Origin of the sequence: Paraburkholderia pallida (assembly GCF_004524855.1) — a bacterium.
Classification (GTDB): domain Bacteria; phylum Pseudomonadota; class Gammaproteobacteria; order Burkholderiales; family Burkholderiaceae; genus Paraburkholderia; species Paraburkholderia oxyphila.
In genome coordinates, this window is record NZ_CP038152.1 from 299,090 (window position 1) to 315,300 (window position 16,211).

Consider the following 16,211-nt stretch of genomic DNA (forward strand, 5'->3'; position numbering starts at 1 on the left):
GTTGATCAGTTGTACTATTTAATTGGGTCACGATTGCTGCCTCCAAAAATGTCTTTCTGAACCGCACACGCATGCGCAGCGTACAGGCGAACGCCACCCTGCCTGGGCGGCATCTCCCTATTTTTGTAAACCCGGGCGTTAAGTCGAGGGCCGTTCCTGCCAATGGATGGCGCCGACAACCATCTTCGTCAGCGTATCGGTGAGCACTTCGTCGCTCACGTCGCGTCCAAGCATTTCGAGGTCGCCGTTAGCCACAACCCAGTTGTAGCAGGTGAACTCGATCATCGAACACAAGCTGGAACCGGCGATCTCGGGGTCGACACCGGTGCAGTATCCGAGGCGCTGCGCGAGGCGGATACGCGTGCTGCTGACACGAATACCTTCTGCGCGAATCTCACGCCAGATCGAAGCGAACGAGTCGTTCACCATCGACGCCTGGAAAACGGCGACGGCAACCGCACCATGTTCACGATAGACCTGCCAGAAGGAGAGCAACATCTCGCGAAGATTCTCGAACGGGTCTTCGTCAATGCCGCAAGGAGGGTGAATGTTGTCACGCAGAGCAATCCGGAACTCCTCCGCAAGTGCCAGCAGCAGCTCCTCCTTATTCTTGAAGTACTGATAGAAGGAGCCGATGGCTTTACCCGCCTCTTCAGCAATATCGCCGATCTTGGCGTTCACAAATCCGTCGCGCGCAAACACCCGCCGCGCTGCGTCCTTTATGGACGCTTCCGTCTTGCTGCGCTTCGCGCCTGCCCGCGGCCGACCGACCTGCTCGACTTCCATCGCCATCTCCATCCCACTCGATCTTCTATGGGCACACTATAGCAATCAAATTAAAAAACTGAAACTGAATTCATATTCTTTTGCCCGCACCCAGGGTATCCCCTGAACAAACGGGGTACCACCACGGACGGCTCTATTTCAGTAAGGCGACAGCCGCCGGGGGCTTGGGGACGCCCCCGGTCTCCGGTTAGCCAGGCGCCGGTCGGGAACAACCGTTGTACGGAAACTCGCCAATGGCGAAAAATCGCCACTCCGCGACACAAAAAAGCACCTTAATTTCAAATGCCCCGGGTTGGCCCGACAATTGCGTGCGCACTCCGGACGAAGCTGATCAGGTGAATCAAGATCGGGATTATTTCCACTTCAACATGTCCAACCCAGCCGCGGGTCACCCAATCGCCCGACGTATTTCACTGTCAATTCGTAAATAGTCCACATTACTTTCCTGAACTGGATTTTTGATTGTCAATTGGAGATCGCGATGTTCCACATTGCAAGTCGGCGTGACCTGGACGAGGCAAGCGATCGCCTTCGATGGGAGTCAGAGCCCGATCCTCCTTGTGACAGCACACTAGACCCCTACGCGCCGCTTACGCTTGTTGTAGCGATTCGGGAAATTGAAGAGGTACGCAACGCGTTACGCGCGCAGTGGATTCGTTTGCAGGATCTCAGCGTGGCTATCGAACAGGCGTGCGTGGCACTTCAAGCGCTATCCAAGGACCATGGCACAGATCTCGGCGGGCTTCGGGAGCGCTAGCCGCAAGGCATTGATATCCGGGGCGCCACAAGCCTCGTGGCCCCGGCGTTGTCGGAGGACCTTCAAAGGAGCCTGATATGTCGAAAGTTTTGGTGTTGTATTACTCCTCGTACGGACATGTCGAAGCATTGGCAGAGGCAATAGCTGAAGGCGCTCAGTCTGCGGGCGCCACTGTCGATGTGAAACGTGTTGCCGAAACCGTGCCGCAGGAGGTGGCGGCGGCAGCCTACTTCAAGCTGGACCAGAAGGCGCCAATCGCGACCGTCGCGGAACTCGCCAACTATGATGCGATCGTTGTCGGGACACCGACCCGATTCGGACGCATTGCGTCACAGATGGCGGCATTCCTCGATCAGGCCGGTGGGCTCTGGATGAGTGGTGCACTCAATGGCAAGGTGGGTGGCGCCTTCACTTCGACGGCTAGCCAGCACGGCGGCCAGGAGGCCACGCTCTTTTCGGTCATCGCTAATCTGCTGCACTTCGGTATGGTCATTATCGGCCTGCCATACAGCCATCAAGGCCAACTCACGCTGGACGAGATCACCGGCGGCTCGCCCTATGGGGCGACGACCATTGCCGGTGGCCAGGGGCAACGGCAGCCGAGTTCAATTGAGCTGGCTGGCGCACGTCATCAGGGAGAGCTGATCGCGAAGGCGGCAAACAAGTTGTTTGGTTAGTTTCCCAATCGGTTACGGCCGGCCAGAACAAGTGCGGGGCGAGTCGAGACACTCGTCTCGCCCGACTTTTTTATTGGCTTTGTGACCGGAGCCGGCATGCATCCGGCGCCCGGACCTATAGCGAGTCGTTTCGTCAGCTTGTTGCCTTGATAAATTCAACCGCGCGGCCACCAATCATATAAGCGGGTGCGTTGGTTGCCCCGGAGATGATGGACGGCATGACGGATGCATCGGCAACGCGCAGGCCCCGGATGCCATGGACGCGAAGCTCGGTGTCCACGACGGCATCTTTGCCAGTACCCATTTTCGCGGTACCCACTGGATGGCCGTAGCTGCTTGAGCCAGTCCGGGCGAGATCGATACTTTGCTGGCGCGTGGTGGCCTTCGGACCGGGAATGATCTCCGCCTCTCGTATGCTGTCGAACGCGGTCTGGCTGCCCAGTTCGCGCGCTGCCTCGATTGCACGCACGATTGCCGCGAGGTCGCGACCAGTACCGAGGTGATTGGCCTCGATAATTGGGGCATCTCGCCAATCCGCGCTCGCCAGTCGTACGGTACCGCGACTCGTCGGTTGAACGAGGGCCGGCGCGATCGTGAAACCCTCCTTCGGAGGCGCACCGAAGCGAGCAGCCGCCTCCGGTGTTGCGATTGGAAGTTGCTCGAGCACGAGTTGAATATCGTTAGTGTGCCCATCGACGCCACTAGACAAATACGCCTCGGCTTCGACAGCGTTGCTGTCGGCGGGACGGTCCGGCATCTTTCCCTTGTACTGATAGACGACGCCAGATAGAAGGACATGGTCCTGAAGATTTCGGCCCACCCCCTTCAAGTTTGCGACCGTCTTGATGCCGAGCCGCTTCAATTGCGCTTCGTCGCCTAGTCCGGACAACATCAGCAGCCTGGGACTGTGAATCGCGCCCGCTGCCAGGATGACTTCGCGATTCGCCCTGATCGATCTGGGCACGCCACCCGTGACCAGACTGACCCCAATGGCGCGATCACCTTCGAAGTCGATCCTGGTGACGTCGGTGCTCAGCAGCAGGGTCAGGTTGGAGCGGTCGAGATTAGGACGCAGAAAGGCGCGCGCCGCGCTCACCCGCGAGCCATCAACCGCGATGTTCATGTTGATGTAGCCCGCGCCGGCTTTCATGGGACCGTTGACATCGTCGAGAATGGCGACGCCCATCTGGCGCGCTGCGTCGATGAATGCAGGAGCCGTTGGATGGGGATCACCCGGCCTGCGGATATGGACAGTGAGCTTGCCCGCAAAAAATGGATCCCTTGCTGAGTGTGTAAGACTCACGCAAGGAGGAAGGAAAGATGGGTAATCCGAGAGCACGGTACACGCAGGAATTCATGATAGAAGCCGTGCGCATGGTCCGGGGCGGCCAGAGCATGGCGGCGGTGGCAAAGATATTGGGTATCAGCCCTAAGACGCTGCACAACTGGGTCAAGGCCGATACTGCTGGCAAGCTGAACGGCGCGGGCAAACAGGTTTCTGCTGAGCAAATGGAGATTGCGCGGCTGCGCGCGGAGTTGGCGCGCGTGAAGATGGAGCGCGACATATTGGAAAAAGCAGCGGCGTACTTCGCGAAGGGGTCGGCATGAAGTACGCACGGATTGAGCGTCACAGCCGACAATGGCCGGTTTCGTTGCTCTGTCAGGCGCTGGGCGTCAGCCCCAGTGGTTACCACGCGCGCAAGGCCCGGGATATCGATACGGAGCGCCCGCGCCGGCGCATCAGCCACGACTCCCTGCTGGTCCACATCAAGGCCGTGCACGCGCAATCCAAAGGCGAGTACGGCTGGCCTCGTGTGTGGAAGAAGCTGCTTGCCGGGGCATTCGTGTTAGCAAGGATCGTGTCCAGCAGCTCATGAAGCTGCACGGCATCAGGGCGAAGACCAAACGCCGCTTTAAGGCCACCACTGACAGCAACCACAGCCTGCCGGTCGCGCCGAACCTGCTGCAACGCGACTTCTCGCCCGGCCGCCCTGATCAGGCCTGGAGTACGGACATCACCTACCTCTGGACTGAGGAGGGCTGGCTGTACCTGACAGTCATCCTCGACCTGTTCAGCCGTCAGGTAGTAGGCTGGTCGATGCAGCCGCACATGCGCACGGAACTGGTGTCTGAAGCGCTGCGTATGGCGTGGTTTCGCCGCCGGCCGCAAGCGGGCCTGATCGTTCACAGTGACAGGGGTAGCCAGTATTGCAGCCGGGAGTTCCAGGACCTGCTCAAAGGCTACGGTATGCGCAGCTCGATGAGCCGTCGAGGAAACTGCTGGGACAACGCGCCGACCGAGAGCCTGTGGGGATCGCTCAAGCGTGCACGCATCCTCGGTCAGCGCTTTGCAACGCGTCGCGAAGCGATGGACGAGGTAATTGACTGGTTGAGCTTCTACAATCATTCGCGCTTGCACTCGACGTTGGACTACGTCAGCCCGATGCAATTCGAGCAGGACTGGCACGCCGCCCAGAATCAACGGGTGGCATAATCTGCACCCAGTTAAGGGATCCGAAATTCGCGGGCAACGTCACAGGCCCACCCACACCACGCCACTCGTTCGCGCTCCCTTCCCAGTCTTCCTGAGCCTTGTAAACCGGCAACACATCCTTGAATCCCCAGCCTTTGGCCCCCTCTTTTTCCCAGCTATCGTAGTCGCGCGCCATCCCCCGCGACCAGACCAGGGCATTGATCGAGGCTCCGCCGCCCAGAACATGCCCGAGCGCCATGTTGAACTTGCGGTTGTTCAGTTGCGCAACTGGCGTGATGGGCAAATGCCAATCCAGTGGACCGCCAATATTGTAAAACCAGACACTCGGATTGCTGATCGTCGGCGCCGTATCCGCACCGCCGGACTCCACAACCAGGACTTGCGCACCAGTCTTCGAAAGTTCACCAGCGATCACCGACCCAGATGCGCCTGCGCCCACGACAATGTAGTCGTACCCGTCCTTGAGTTGCGCCTGGTTGGCACTCTGATTTTCTCCGGCCGCAAATACCTGCTCGACCATTGCACCCGAAAACGCGGCAGCAATGCCCGCGGCACCCGCGGCGGCCAGAAAACGCCTGCGGCTCATTTTTCCGTACACAACCTGATCCAGAAGGGCTTGCGCCATTTCACCCTGATTACTCATTTTTGAAATCTCCTTTGCGGGGTGGAACTCTTAAGGGGCGTGGTTCTTTCAGAGCAATAACCGGTCCAAATTCAACTCTTTGATTACTCGCTAGTTTTTCCCCGGCCGGATTGACGTGATTCCGCCAATGGCGAGACTTCATACAACAATTGATCAGGACCTCAGCGTCAAAACGGAATGGGTACATTGGCCATCGAGACACGCCGCTTCTGGCGATGATCCAGATAGCATTTCCAGCGGGTGTTGTACGGCGTCTCGCCACTGACGATGTCTCGTCAATCAGCAGTGCAGGGATCGTCAAGAGAATCAACGCACTCCAATTGGACCGGTAATTGCATAGGGTTATGCGTCGTCCCTACCATCAATACTTCACCCTCCGTTCCTGATCGGCCCATGTGCGGATTGAGATCGTGCATCACCAAGGATCACGAAACATGAACTTAGAGAAGATCGATACACATCACCACATCTTTCCGAAGGTCTATGTGGATGCCGTCGGGATGGATATGCTGGCGTCCGTGATGCCAGGCGGCAAAGCGCCCACCTGGTCAGCCGAGGCAGCCATCTCGATGATGGATGCCAACGGCATCCGCGAAGGCATCGCATCCGTGTCCTCCGGACCGCCTCTCCCCAATGCGGCGACCCTGCTGCGACAGTGCAACGACGCGGCGGCGGAATTGAGGGCGCGCCATCCCGGCCGGTTCGGCTCGTTCTGCAGCCTTCCCTTGCCTGACGTGGACGCATCGCTGCGAGAGATCGAGTACAGCCTCGATACGCTGAACGCCGATGGATTCATTGTGTTCACCAGCTACGGGGGGCGCTATCTCGGCGACCCTTTGTTCGAACCAGTCTGGCAGGAACTCGATCGCCGGGGCGCAGTGGCGTTCATCCACCCAAACCAGCCGCCTTACGAAACACCGGACGTTGCGCCGGCGTCTGTCCTGGAGTTTCCGTTCGATACGACCCGAACCGCTGCAAGTCTGATTATCTCGGGCGCTTTTCATCGCTACCCGAAGCTGCGATTCATCCTTTCGCATGCCGGCGGCGCGCTGCCCTTCCTCGCGCCGAGGTTGTCCCTGTCTATCTCCATGATGCCTGGCCTCGTCGAGCAATATGGTGATCCCATGGCCGCCATTCGGTCGTTCTACTACGACACCGCGCTTTCGGCAGGTGCTTCCACTCTGGCAGCGCTAGCGCAAGTTACCGACCCGGATCACATCCTGTTCGGCACGGATTTCCCCTTTGCCACGCTAACCGCGATCGAGCGATTCGGGTCAGTGCTGGATCAAATAGACGTGCCCGGAATCGAAATGAGCGCCGTCTACCGAACCAATGCCGCACGTCTACTCGGTCGATTGTGAGCCACGGCGGGCCGCCCGATCATCGCGTCGGCGAGCAAGGCAAAAGCGGACTGCGCGGGTGGAGCTTGCCCCTTGCAGACCGTACTGCGAGGACTACATGCGCGTGAATCCCGACCGGGTGATCCACGCTGTGTAGACGATCAATGTGTTCAACAACGGGTGAACGTCGAAAGATTGTGCAGCATTCGAGTATTAGGGCAACCGCAACCGGATCCACTGCAACAACGCGAGCATCAAGCTGCGGCCGATCCTGCCTGTCTGACCATACGAGAGCTGGCGCAAACGGGACACGTTCATAGAGACGCAATGTCCGAGTACAGTGGCGTTAAAAACGTGGATGGCATCAGGGAGTATCGATATTTCGCCGGTGGAGAGTGGCGCTCCGCCAAAGACAACAAGCTCTTCGACGTCTACCAGCCCTATGATCGCGCGTTGTATGCGCGCGTCGCGGCGGGTGGGCAAGCAGAGGCGGCAATCGCGGTTGATGCTGCCGCCGCAGCCTTTCCGGCATGGGCGGAAACCACGCCTGCCGAGCGCGCCAGGCTATTCTTCAGGGCTGCGGAGATCGTGAAGCGGCGACGTGCCGAGATCGCCGAGATCCTCGCCGTGGAAACCGGCAGCACGATCTCGTTTGCCACCTTCCAGCAAGATCTTGTTGCAGCAACCATCGAACAGGCTGCCGGCTGGATGTACCTTCCGAAAGGTGAAGTCCTCGCAAGCAACGCGCATGGGACCCACTCCATTGGTGTACGCCGCCCGCTCGGAGTCGTCGCAAGCTTCACGCCCTGGAACGGGGCCAACGTACTATCATGGCGAGCCGTCCTGTCACCAATCGCTGCCGGCAACACGGTCGTCGTGAAGCCGTCCGAACTCGCGCCTATTTCGGCAGGCCTGATCCTCGCGCAGATCGTCGAGGAGGCGGGATTTCCGAAAGGCGTCGTCAACGTGGTGACCCACGCGCCTGGTGAAGCCGGCGCGATCGCTGACGTCTTCTTCGAAAGCCAGCATGTCCGCGTGATCAATCTGATAGGCGGCGTCAAGACCGCGAAGATGCTGGCGAGGCGGGCCGGCGAAACGCTCAAGCGCACGACGATGGAACTAGGCGGATTCAATCCGCTGATTGTCCTTGACGATGTCGATCTCGACTATGCAGTTCGTACTGCGACGTTCGGCTCGTTCTTCCATCAAGGCCAGATCTGTCTGAACACGCGCCGGATCATTGTTCAACGCAAGATCGCGAATGATTTCCTGGAAAAGTTCACAGCACGGACAAAGACACTTCCCTCCGGAGATCCCCGGGACCACGCGACGATCATTGGGCCGCTGATCACGCCAGCCGCAGTCAAGCTCGTCGACGACCGTGTGAAGGAAGCATTGGCGAAAGGTGCCAGGCTGCATACGGGCGGCGTGTTCGAAAATCAGATTTACCAGCCGACCATTCTCAGCAATGTGCCGTCCGATGCGGCCATCGCAAACGAGGAGACATTCGGACCGGTCGTGATCGTCGAGGTGGTCGACACCCCGGAGCAGGCTGTCGAAGCGGCCAACCGCACGCTGTATGGGCTCTCGTCTTCAATACTGGCAGGCGACACCTGGCGGGCGTTCGAGCTCGCCCCCAAGATTCAGGCCGGCATCGTCAACGTCAACTCGCCGACTGTGAACGATGAAATCCACGCACCGATGGGAGGCGTGCGCGATAGCGGATGGGGACGTACTGGACCGGAAAGCCTGAAAGAGTTCCAGGACGTCATCTGGATCAGCGCGCATAGCGGTCAGCGACAGTATCCGTTCTGAGGCGTCCATCATTTCGATGACCGCGAGACCGGTGTCCGGGCGCTGGCAACGCCGATGACCCGGTCACCGATCATTGCCGGAAGCGGCGTTTGTCGATTCCCAGTGCGCGAATTTTCGACTCGAGCGTGGACCGCGGCATGCTCAATCGATTCGCCGCGCCCGCAGATCCGAAGACTCGCCCGCCGCAAGCACGCAGGGCCTCCTCGATCATCGTCCTCTCGTGATCCGCGAGCGAACTCGAAAGAGCGGTTGGGTTTCCGGCGGCCGGTCGCGACGACAACCACCGTTCGTCAATCGTAAATTCTTCGGTATCGCAGACAATGACCGACCGCTCGATGACATTCTGCAGTTCACGAACATTCCCGGGCCACGGATAACTCTTCAGTCGATCCAGTGTCCGCTTGTTGACATGGCGAAATACCTTGCCCATCTTTCTTGCATAACGATGGATAAAATACTCGACCAGCAGCGCAATATCGTCTCCACGCGCCCGCAAGGGAGGCATCTCCACAGGGAATACATTGAGACGATAAAAGAGGTCGTTTCGAAAGGTTCCAGCCTCCACGGCTTCTTCCAGATCACGATTCGTGGCGGCAATAACACGGACGTCGACGCGAATGAGCTCCCTTCCTCCGACACGCTCGAATTCACGCTCCTGGAGCACTCTGAGCAACGCAGCCTGCGTGTCCGCCTGTAGCTCGCCCACTTCGTCCAGAAAGATCGTCCCGCCCTCGGCAAGCTCGAAGCGGCCAGGACGGCGCTGGGTAGCTCCCGTAAAAGCACCCTTTTCGTGCCCGAACAGCTCCGAGAACATCAGCTCACGGGGAATGGCGGCGCAGTTTACCGCTACAAATGCCCGATCGGCACGGCCCGAACGCCGGTGAATCGCGCGCGCGACGAGTTCCTTGCCTGTCCCGGTTTCACCGGTCACCAGTACGGTCGATTCGCTGGCTGCAACCTTGGTCACGTACGAAAGGACCTCCATCAATGGCGGGGACGTTCCGATGATTTCTTCAAACATCGACTTCCTGTCGATTTCTTCCCGCAGCGCGACATTCTCCTGCAGCAACCTGTTCTCCGATCTTTTGCGATCCTCAATATCGGTGCATGTGACGTACATACGAACCAGCTGGCCCGAGTTGTTACATATCGGGTTGAACCGGGCAAGAAACCAGCGATAGCTTCCATCACGCTGGCGCAGCTTCATTTCCATGTCGCCCGATGCGCCATTTTCCAACTGGCTTCGAAATCTGTCGCGCTCATCGGGATGGACACCGTATCCGATGGCTCCGCGCCTCCACTCTTCCAGACTGGCGCCGATGTAGGCGAGTGCAGTGCGGTTTGCGTACAGGTGCTCGCCGTGTGGGCCCACTACGCCAATATGCTGGGGCGAGAGGTCGATGATCTGCCTGAGTTCTTCCTCGCTCGAACGCTGGGCATCCATCAGCTGAACCTGCTCAGTCACGTCTATGCCAGCGCCGATGAACCCCCGGGAAGTCCCGTCATGGCGCATCGGCGTGCCAACGCAACGGATGTGCCGGATTGATCCATCGGGCCGTAAGATCCTCTTGGTAAAATTAAACGCGTTGCCTTGCACAACCGTATTCTTGATTTCATTTGCAACGAAATCCCTATCCTCCGGGTGCACAAGCGCCATGTACTCCTCGATACCTGGTGCCTTGGCCGACGGCTCGAGCCCATGGATTTCAAACAAGCCGGAAGACCAGTACTCAAAGCCGGACGGATAGAAGACCCAGGTGCCGAAGTGCGTAAGTCGTTCTCCTTTCGCCAGGGAGAGCTCGGATTGTTTTTGCTTTTCGATCTCGAGATTGAGGCCAACCCAACCCACCAGTTCACCGGCGATTGCACAACGAGGTTCAGCGCGGCTGAGAAACCAGCGATATGCGCCGTCTGCGCCTCGCACCCGAAACGCCACTTCCCCAGCACGTCCGGATTTAACGCACCCTGACCAGATTCTGCGAGTCTCGGCGTGATCGTCCGGATGCAGGAACGCGATATGCGCATCCCACGCCGAATCGTTCTCGATACCTGATCTTAGCGGATGGTCCTTTGCGAGACCCAGATAATCCGCGCATCGCCCATTCAGAAACGTAACGTTGCCCGACGGCTCCGCGTACCATGCATGAGCAGGAATCAGGTTCAGACTGGCTTGCAGCGATTCGTTCATGATCTATCCGACTGCTCGACGTCCGGTGAGATATTACCAGCGGTTCAAGCGCTCGCCATCCCGTCCTGACGAGCCAGCACCGTTGACACAATACTCACTTTCCCGCTTTGATGCGCTGTTATCCGGCCTATCTCCAGTAGCGAGACGTCGCCACGACTCAGCCAGGCACAAACCCTTAAACTCGGCCCCTTGCAGCAGGCGCGGTACTTGCAACGTTTGTGGCAAGCGCCGTTCAATACCATACCCCAAGGCGACGACCTATGCTCAAGATAGAACGTTTCGCCAACGGCGGCATCTTGCTGGGCGTGATCGGCGATCTTCGGGCCGACAATGTAAACGTTTTGACCTCACTGCTTGCCGATGAACCCGCGGACCGTGTAATCGCGCTGGATCTCAAGAGCCTGGTCCAGGTGGACACGGAAGCCGTCCGCTTCCTGCGGAGGTGCGAGGCACAGGGCATTGTACTGCGCAATTGTCCAGCGTACGTGCGTACCTGGATCTCGTCCCTGGAGCCCCGCTGATGATCAGCCTGTTTCGATGAGCAAGGGGCACTATGCCTGAATTTCGTTGGTTTCATCAGAAGGTGTGGCGCAAGCCCACGAGCGCAGCCACCGTCGTGCCTTGTGCCCCGTACAACGCCCCGTTGAGCGAGATACCCGTGTTCATCAGGCCTCGATTGTTGACCGTGCCAACCTGGGCGTACAGCGAGGTACGTTTCGACATGAAGTACGTGGCGCCCAACGCACCCAGCACCGAATGATTCGCAGTCTGGTTACGGTCGCTCGTCACCCACACGCCTGCGTTCATGTCGAGCGCCGGTGTCACGAGATAGTCGAGACCACCACCGTAAACGTTATTGTTGAACGAACCCGATACCTTGTAATTAACGAACGACAGTTTCATTGTGACCGGGCCAATCTTGTACGCGGCGCCTATCGTCCGTCCCTCGTATTCCAGCGCGCTTTGCACCGGCGTCTGCGCATTGCCGCCCGCATTGCTGTCAAAGATCGAGGCGTTGATCATGAAGCCGCCGAGTTCGTACTTGAGGCTAGCCGAGTACTGGCGTCCGGCCTGAAAATCGCCGGGAATGCCACCCAGCGAATACATTACGCTGCCCTGAAAGCCGGCCAATTCCGGGCTCGTGTAAGACACCGAATTCGGGCTGAAGGCGCCAGTGGCGAGCGCGTTATCGACGTAATTCACAACGCTGCTGCCGAACAGGGAGAAACCTCGCGGATCCGATTCATATAGCGCGAGGAAGAATGGCGAGTACTGCAGACCTGCCTTGAGCGTACCGTATTGGTTGTCGAGCGCGACCCACGCCTGGCAGCCGAAGAGATTCCCATTACAGTCGGCTAGCCCCCCATTCGCGGGATTGATTCCGCTTTCCAGCTTGAACGATACTTTCAGGCCGCCGCCCAGATCCTCCGTGCCGGTCAGGCCGAATATGGAAGGCGTGAGACCGCCCTCTATCAGTGAAAAGTTCTTGCCGGCATTCTGGCCCGCGGTTGCGCCGGCGGTCTTGCTCGTATAAAGCACGCCGGTGTCGAGCGCACCGTATAGCGTGACACTGCTCTGTGCGTGAGCACTACCCGCGAAGAACGCGGCTGCAACGCCGGCAGCAGCTTTCAATGCAAATCTTCCTCCATGACGCATTTCCTGTCTCCTTACCCATTGCACCGTTTTCGCTTTTCTAATTGAGCTGTCGCGACGCGTACGGCACCGGGTTATACCAGGCCTGAAGCTGGCGACGGGGTGCCATTCATGAACTCGCTACACTGAATCGCAGGCGGCCCGACGTTGTCCGTGCGACGCCCGCTGGGTTGAGAAAAAACACCGCATACGACAGACCGCCGACCATTGCCGAAGCGAAAATCTTCGACGGAATTCTGGCAAGCCTCCGCACAGCTAACGAGAGCTAATTTTTTATTCGTATTCCTAATATTTATTCACGAAATACTGGATAAGCCACGGCCGGCGCCAATGAGGCGCCGACCCTGGCGGGGAAATCCCCCTGGTTCTGTCAATTCCGAAGCAGTCGCGCGACCACAGAAGGCACGGTGCGGGAACTTCACGTGCCGTTGAAACGTTGCGGCGTTCCGTCTTGTTACGCCTGCGAGCGCCCAAGGAACGCCAATATCGCTTCGGCCACCACATCGGCCTTCTCGATGTTTGCACAATGTCCGCAATCGGGAATCGTCAAGGCTTCAGCGCCGCGAATCTTCGTGACCAGTTCCTTTGCGAAACCGGGCATGCGCAAACGGTCCTGTTCGCCAGCAATCAGGAGCGTAGGCCGCGATATATTCTGGTACGGAGTAAGGTCAGCGTTGCCAAACTCGGATCGCTGATTCTTCTCGACGGGAGAGCGGAAACGAGCCGCCGCAACCGCTTCCCATGCGCCAGGCTCGATGCTCAAGGCATGGCGGCGCTGCACGTATGCCCGGTCCCGATACCAGACCGGATCCTCGAAAATGGCCTCGAGGACTCGCGCCATCGACTCTTCGGTTCCGTCGTAGTCGAGCAGTCGCTGCCTCTCCGCATTGGCCGGAACGAACCCGCCGCCGCCGATCGCCACCAGCTTGTCGACGGGAAACCGGCAAGGTAGCTCGGCCGCAATTTGCAGCAGGTAGGTGGCGCCCATGGAGTTCGCCACGAAATGAGCCCGCTCGATGGCCATCGTCTCGAGGAACCTCGCCATGTGCGAGATCATTCGCGCCCTCTTGCCGTCGAAGTCGTGAATCTTTGCCGTCTTCCCGAAACCAAGCCAGTCAGGAGCAACAACGCGATACGACTTTGACAGCTTCGGAATAAGGTATTCCCAGCTGATCTCCGCACAGCCTCCAAACTCCCCGCTATGCAGAAGCACTATCGTCTCGCCCTCGCCTGCCTCGAGGTAATGCGTCCGCATACCGTCGACCGAAATGAATTTGCTCTGGTAACGCTTCTCCACTGCGGGCACACTGACCTGCCCGACCACTTCCGCCTCGCTCATCGCACCACCTCAAGAGGTCTTACGCTACGCAGCTTCTGCTGCGCGGCTGGGTTCATGTCCTGCGGCATCCATTGAGCCTGCGCGTCGAGTACGCATTCAACGGACGTCACGCCCTGCAACTCACCAACTACGTTCTCTACCCGCTCGATAATGTTGGCCCCCTGCCAGCAAACCGGGCTGGTCAGCTTCAGCACTACCCGGACGATTCCGGCATTGACTTCAATCGATTGAACCATCCCCATATCGACCAGACTGATTCCGATACCCGTCGCAATCGAACATGGATCCACCACGCGCTCCAGGGCGCGGCGCACGTCGTCCCGATCAGGCATGACCGACCTCCCGAACTGTCGAGAAAGGTTTTGCCAGACCCTGTGCCTTTGCACGGTCAAATTCGTCGCCCTTAACTTTCTCCAGCCGCGCGTTCAGGTCGACGCCGCTCATTCGCGCATAGTTTTCGAACAGAATCTTGCGTTTGGCGGCCACGTCGATTTGCGGAAGTCCCGTGCCTGCGATCAGTTCTTCCGGAAACGAAAATTCGCGGACAAACGACTCGAGGAGCGGCTGCGGATGGAATGCCATCGCGCCTGTCCCCCAAACAATACGGTCGATAGCCGCCTGTCCACCCGGACCGATCATGGCCGCCATCGCGTGCAGGAAAGCCGCCGGTCGGGTTGCGATCAACGCACACGTGATTTCGAGATTCACGTAGACATTGGGAAATCTGGCCAGCTGCCACGCCGTCTCCTCCAGAAATGCCATGCCACCATGGACGACCTCGAAGTTCAGGTCGGGAAACGCCATGCAGGCGCGGTCGATATCGTCCATGCGGTAGTGCTCCATCTCAACGGGACCAAGCGGAAGAGCCTTGTGTACCGCGACGACCTTGACGCCAAGCTTCTGCGCACGTTCGAAAAGCGGAAACGCAATTTCCGGGTCGTCCATTTTCCAGCCGCGAATCTCGCTCCCAAGCCAGCTATTCGGATAGAGCTTGAGACCGACCGGATTGAGAAGCTCGACTTGTCGTTCCAGTTCGTCCATGGCTGCCGGCCCGGCCAGCGGGTCGACGCCGCAGTAGGTGATCACGCGATCAGGCCAGCGTTGTTGTGCCTCGATTGCCTTGTCAAGGCTGCACAATCCGTCTTTGAACGAGTAAATGGGCAGCACATGGTAGACAGCGAGATCGGTGTCGCTTTCCACAAAAACCTGGTTGACTGTTTCCTCAATTGACCAGTCACGGTAGAACTGTGAAGCGGTTGGCGCATAGCCTGGCCGGGCAGTACCGGTCACAGAGTGGTAAACAAGATCGCAAAGCGGTTTCGCGAACCGGTTCGCGAAATTACTTTCGCTCATGTTGTAGGCGTGAATAACCGCGTCAATTACGGGAATTCCATCAATCATTACTCGTTTCCTTGTCAGCCCGGATAAGATTCTTCATTCGAGTTCGAGGCGTCTAACTGCTCCAGCGAATGAAGAAAATGTTAGGGGGTGAGCGTCTATACTTCCAATTCAAATTTCGGCATCATTCCATAGTCACCCGGCTATCCTTGCGACTACCATGCGCGGATTCGATCCTTACTTCACGCTCCAGAAACTCGAGGTGTTCTGCCTCGTAGCGGAACTGCAGAGCGTCACGCGCGCGGCCGAGTTGCTGTGCGTCACTCAGCCCGTCGTGACCGCGCATATCCGCGGCCTCGAGGCGAAGCTCGGCGTCACGCTGTTGAAGCGCGTTGGGCGCAACATCGGCCTGACGGAAGCGGGCGAACGTGTCTATCGATGGGCGAGCGACGTCGTCACGCGCACGCGCGAGATGGAGCGGGAATTGACCGGTTTCGAGAAAGGCACGGCCGGCAGCGCAGTGATCGCCGCGTCGATGACGGTGGGGACCTATCTGCTGCCCCCGATCATCGCGAGTTTCTACGCGGCCCATCCTGACGGCCTCGTGCGCACGGAGCTATCGAACCCACAGGCCGCGCTCGATGCCGCACGCACGGGCGCGTGCGATTTCGCCGTGCTCGTGATGCATCCCACCGAGAATCGCGACGGTTTGACAGTCGAGCCGCTCTTCGACGAAAAGCTGCTTCTCGTGAGCGCGCCGCGAAGCAAGCTCGTTGGCGCATCCGTGAAAGCGGACGATCTGAAGACGCTGCCCTTCATCAGCGCGCCGCAAAATCTCGTGCGCCGCGAACTGGAAGACGCGCAGCTGCGCGCGTGCGGTATCGACACCCGCAATGTCATCCTCGAATTCGGCCACGCAGAAGCGCAGAAGCTACTCGTCAAGCAGGATCTAGGGCTGTCCTTCTTTCTCGAATCGTCGATTCGCGCGGACGTCGAGCGCGGCGAGTTGCGCATCGTTCGCACGCCGGGTATTGCGATGTCGCTTCCGATCTTTCTCGTGCATCGCAAGGACAAGGCGTTTTCGCCTTTTCAAGCGACGCTCATGCAGCAGGTCCTGTCCTTGCGTAACAAGAAGGCGTTTCAAAACGACTGATTCGAATTTCGCGTGCCAACCCTGGCGC

The 16,211-nt window shown here is 58.7% G+C and carries 13 protein-coding genes and 1 pseudogene; 6 read left to right on the top strand and 8 right to left on the bottom strand.

The window, feature by feature from the left end; translation table 11 throughout:
* Positions 1 to 138 precede the first annotated feature (138 nt).
* Positions 139 to 786, bottom strand: coding sequence for a TetR/AcrR family transcriptional regulator (locus tag E1956_RS43990; protein ID WP_167760349.1), 648 nt, complete (start codon positions 784 to 786; stop codon positions 139 to 141).
* A gap of 834 nt (positions 787 to 1,620) precedes the next feature.
* Here E1956_RS43990 and wrbA point away from each other — a divergent pair.
* Positions 1,621 to 2,220: an NAD(P)H:quinone oxidoreductase gene (wrbA, locus tag E1956_RS43995; protein WP_134760188.1), complete on the top strand. Its 600-nt coding sequence runs from the start codon at positions 1,621 to 1,623 to the stop codon at positions 2,218 to 2,220.
* A 133-nt stretch (positions 2,221 to 2,353) separates the two neighbouring features.
* Here wrbA and E1956_RS44000 read toward each other — a convergent pair whose 3' ends face one another.
* Positions 2,354 to 3,559 carry a GMC family oxidoreductase gene (locus tag E1956_RS44000; RefSeq protein ID WP_335930067.1) on the bottom strand — a complete coding sequence of 402 codons (1,206 nt, stop codon included), beginning with the start codon at positions 3,557 to 3,559 and terminating at the stop codon, positions 2,354 to 2,356.
* Between E1956_RS44000 and E1956_RS44010 the strand changes: the two are divergent.
* Positions 3,541 to 4,714: pseudogene (locus E1956_RS44010) on the top strand (IS3 family transposase). The gene E1956_RS44000 and the pseudogene E1956_RS44010 overlap by 19 nt on opposite strands.
* Here E1956_RS44010 and E1956_RS44015 read toward each other — a convergent pair.
* Positions 4,656 to 5,357 carry a GMC family oxidoreductase N-terminal domain-containing protein gene (locus E1956_RS44015; protein WP_134760192.1) on the bottom strand — a complete coding sequence of 234 codons (702 nt, stop codon included), beginning with the start codon at positions 5,355 to 5,357 and terminating at the stop codon, positions 4,656 to 4,658. The pseudogene E1956_RS44010 and the gene E1956_RS44015 sit on opposite strands and share 59 nt — an antisense overlap.
* Positions 5,358 to 5,791: 434 nt before the next feature.
* On the opposite strand from E1956_RS44015, the gene E1956_RS44020 reads away from it, so the two are divergent.
* Positions 5,792 to 6,718: an amidohydrolase family protein gene (locus E1956_RS44020; protein WP_134760194.1), complete on the top strand. Its 927-nt coding sequence runs from the start codon at positions 5,792 to 5,794 to the stop codon at positions 6,716 to 6,718.
* A 306-nt stretch (positions 6,719 to 7,024) separates the two neighbouring features.
* Positions 7,025 to 8,512, top strand: a complete 1,488-nt coding sequence (locus E1956_RS44025) for an aldehyde dehydrogenase family protein (protein WP_134760196.1) — start codon at positions 7,025 to 7,027, stop codon at positions 8,510 to 8,512.
* A 70-nt stretch (positions 8,513 to 8,582) separates the two neighbouring features.
* Here E1956_RS44025 and E1956_RS44030 read toward each other — a convergent pair whose 3' ends face one another.
* Positions 8,583 to 10,700 carry a sigma 54-interacting transcriptional regulator gene (locus E1956_RS44030; protein ID WP_134760198.1) on the bottom strand — a complete coding sequence of 706 codons (2,118 nt, stop codon included), beginning with the start codon at positions 10,698 to 10,700 and terminating at the stop codon, positions 8,583 to 8,585.
* A gap of 260 nt (positions 10,701 to 10,960) precedes the next feature.
* Here E1956_RS44030 and E1956_RS44035 point away from each other — a divergent pair, with 260 nt between their 5' ends.
* Positions 10,961 to 11,221 carry a hypothetical protein gene (locus E1956_RS44035; RefSeq protein ID WP_134760200.1) on the top strand — a complete coding sequence of 87 codons (261 nt, stop codon included), beginning with the start codon at positions 10,961 to 10,963 and terminating at the stop codon, positions 11,219 to 11,221.
* A gap of 55 nt (positions 11,222 to 11,276) precedes the next feature.
* Here E1956_RS44035 and E1956_RS44040 read toward each other — a convergent pair whose 3' ends face one another.
* The 4 genes from E1956_RS44040 to E1956_RS44055 form a co-directional block, all read right to left on the bottom strand.
* Positions 11,277 to 12,356: a porin gene (locus E1956_RS44040; protein ID WP_134760202.1), complete on the bottom strand. Its 1,080-nt coding sequence runs from the start codon at positions 12,354 to 12,356 to the stop codon at positions 11,277 to 11,279.
* 451 nt (positions 12,357 to 12,807) lie between these two features.
* A complete protein-coding gene (locus tag E1956_RS44045) occupies positions 12,808 to 13,692 on the bottom strand; it encodes an alpha/beta fold hydrolase (RefSeq protein WP_134760204.1) in 885 nt (294 codons plus the stop codon).
* Complete coding sequence (locus E1956_RS44050) at positions 13,689 to 14,024, bottom strand: metal-sulfur cluster assembly factor (RefSeq protein ID WP_134760206.1); 336 nt, start codon at positions 14,022 to 14,024, stop codon at positions 13,689 to 13,691. The genes E1956_RS44045 and E1956_RS44050 overlap by 4 nt, the downstream gene beginning before the upstream one ends.
* Positions 14,017 to 15,093, bottom strand: coding sequence for an amidohydrolase family protein (locus E1956_RS44055; protein ID WP_134760208.1), 1,077 nt, complete (start codon positions 15,091 to 15,093; stop codon positions 14,017 to 14,019). The genes E1956_RS44050 and E1956_RS44055 overlap by 8 nt, the downstream gene beginning before the upstream one ends.
* A 157-nt stretch (positions 15,094 to 15,250) precedes the next feature.
* Between E1956_RS44055 and E1956_RS44060 the strand changes: the two genes are divergently transcribed.
* The gene (locus E1956_RS44060; RefSeq protein ID WP_134760210.1) at positions 15,251 to 16,183 is read left to right on the top strand and encodes a LysR family transcriptional regulator; all 933 of its coding nucleotides are present in this window, start codon (positions 15,251 to 15,253) and stop codon (positions 16,181 to 16,183) included.
* The last annotated feature ends 28 nt before the right edge of the window (positions 16,184 to 16,211 follow it).

Excerpts from the sequence above, each read along its gene's own strand:
- wrbA (WP_134760188.1), top strand. The coding sequence starts at position 1,621 with ATGTCGAAAGTTTTGGTGTTGTATTACTCCTCGTACGGACATGTCGAA.
- E1956_RS44035 (WP_134760200.1), top strand. The coding sequence starts at position 10,961 with ATGCTCAAGATAGAACGTTTCGCCAACGGCGGCATCTTGCTGGGCGTG.
- E1956_RS44030 (WP_134760198.1), bottom strand. The coding sequence starts at position 10,700 with ATGAACGAATCGCTGCAAGCCAGTCTGAACCTGATTCCTGCTCATGCA.
- E1956_RS44055 (WP_134760208.1), bottom strand. The coding sequence starts at position 15,093 with ATGATTGATGGAATTCCCGTAATTGACGCGGTTATTCACGCCTACAAC.
- E1956_RS44015 (WP_134760192.1), bottom strand. The coding sequence starts at position 5,357 with ATGAGTAATCAGGGTGAAATGGCGCAAGCCCTTCTGGATCAGGTTGTG.
- E1956_RS44060 (WP_134760210.1), top strand. The coding sequence starts at position 15,251 with ATGCGCGGATTCGATCCTTACTTCACGCTCCAGAAACTCGAGGTGTTC.
- E1956_RS44045 (WP_134760204.1), bottom strand. The coding sequence starts at position 13,692 with ATGAGCGAGGCGGAAGTGGTCGGGCAGGTCAGTGTGCCCGCAGTGGAG.
- E1956_RS44020 (WP_134760194.1), top strand. The coding sequence starts at position 5,792 with ATGAACTTAGAGAAGATCGATACACATCACCACATCTTTCCGAAGGTC.
- E1956_RS44025 (WP_134760196.1), top strand. The coding sequence starts at position 7,025 with ATGTCCGAGTACAGTGGCGTTAAAAACGTGGATGGCATCAGGGAGTAT.
- E1956_RS44040 (WP_134760202.1), bottom strand. The coding sequence starts at position 12,356 with ATGCGTCATGGAGGAAGATTTGCATTGAAAGCTGCTGCCGGCGTTGCA.
- E1956_RS43990 (WP_167760349.1), bottom strand. The coding sequence starts at position 786 with ATGGAAGTCGAGCAGGTCGGTCGGCCGCGGGCAGGCGCGAAGCGCAGC.
- E1956_RS44050 (WP_134760206.1), bottom strand. The coding sequence starts at position 14,024 with ATGCCTGATCGGGACGACGTGCGCCGCGCCCTGGAGCGCGTGGTGGAT.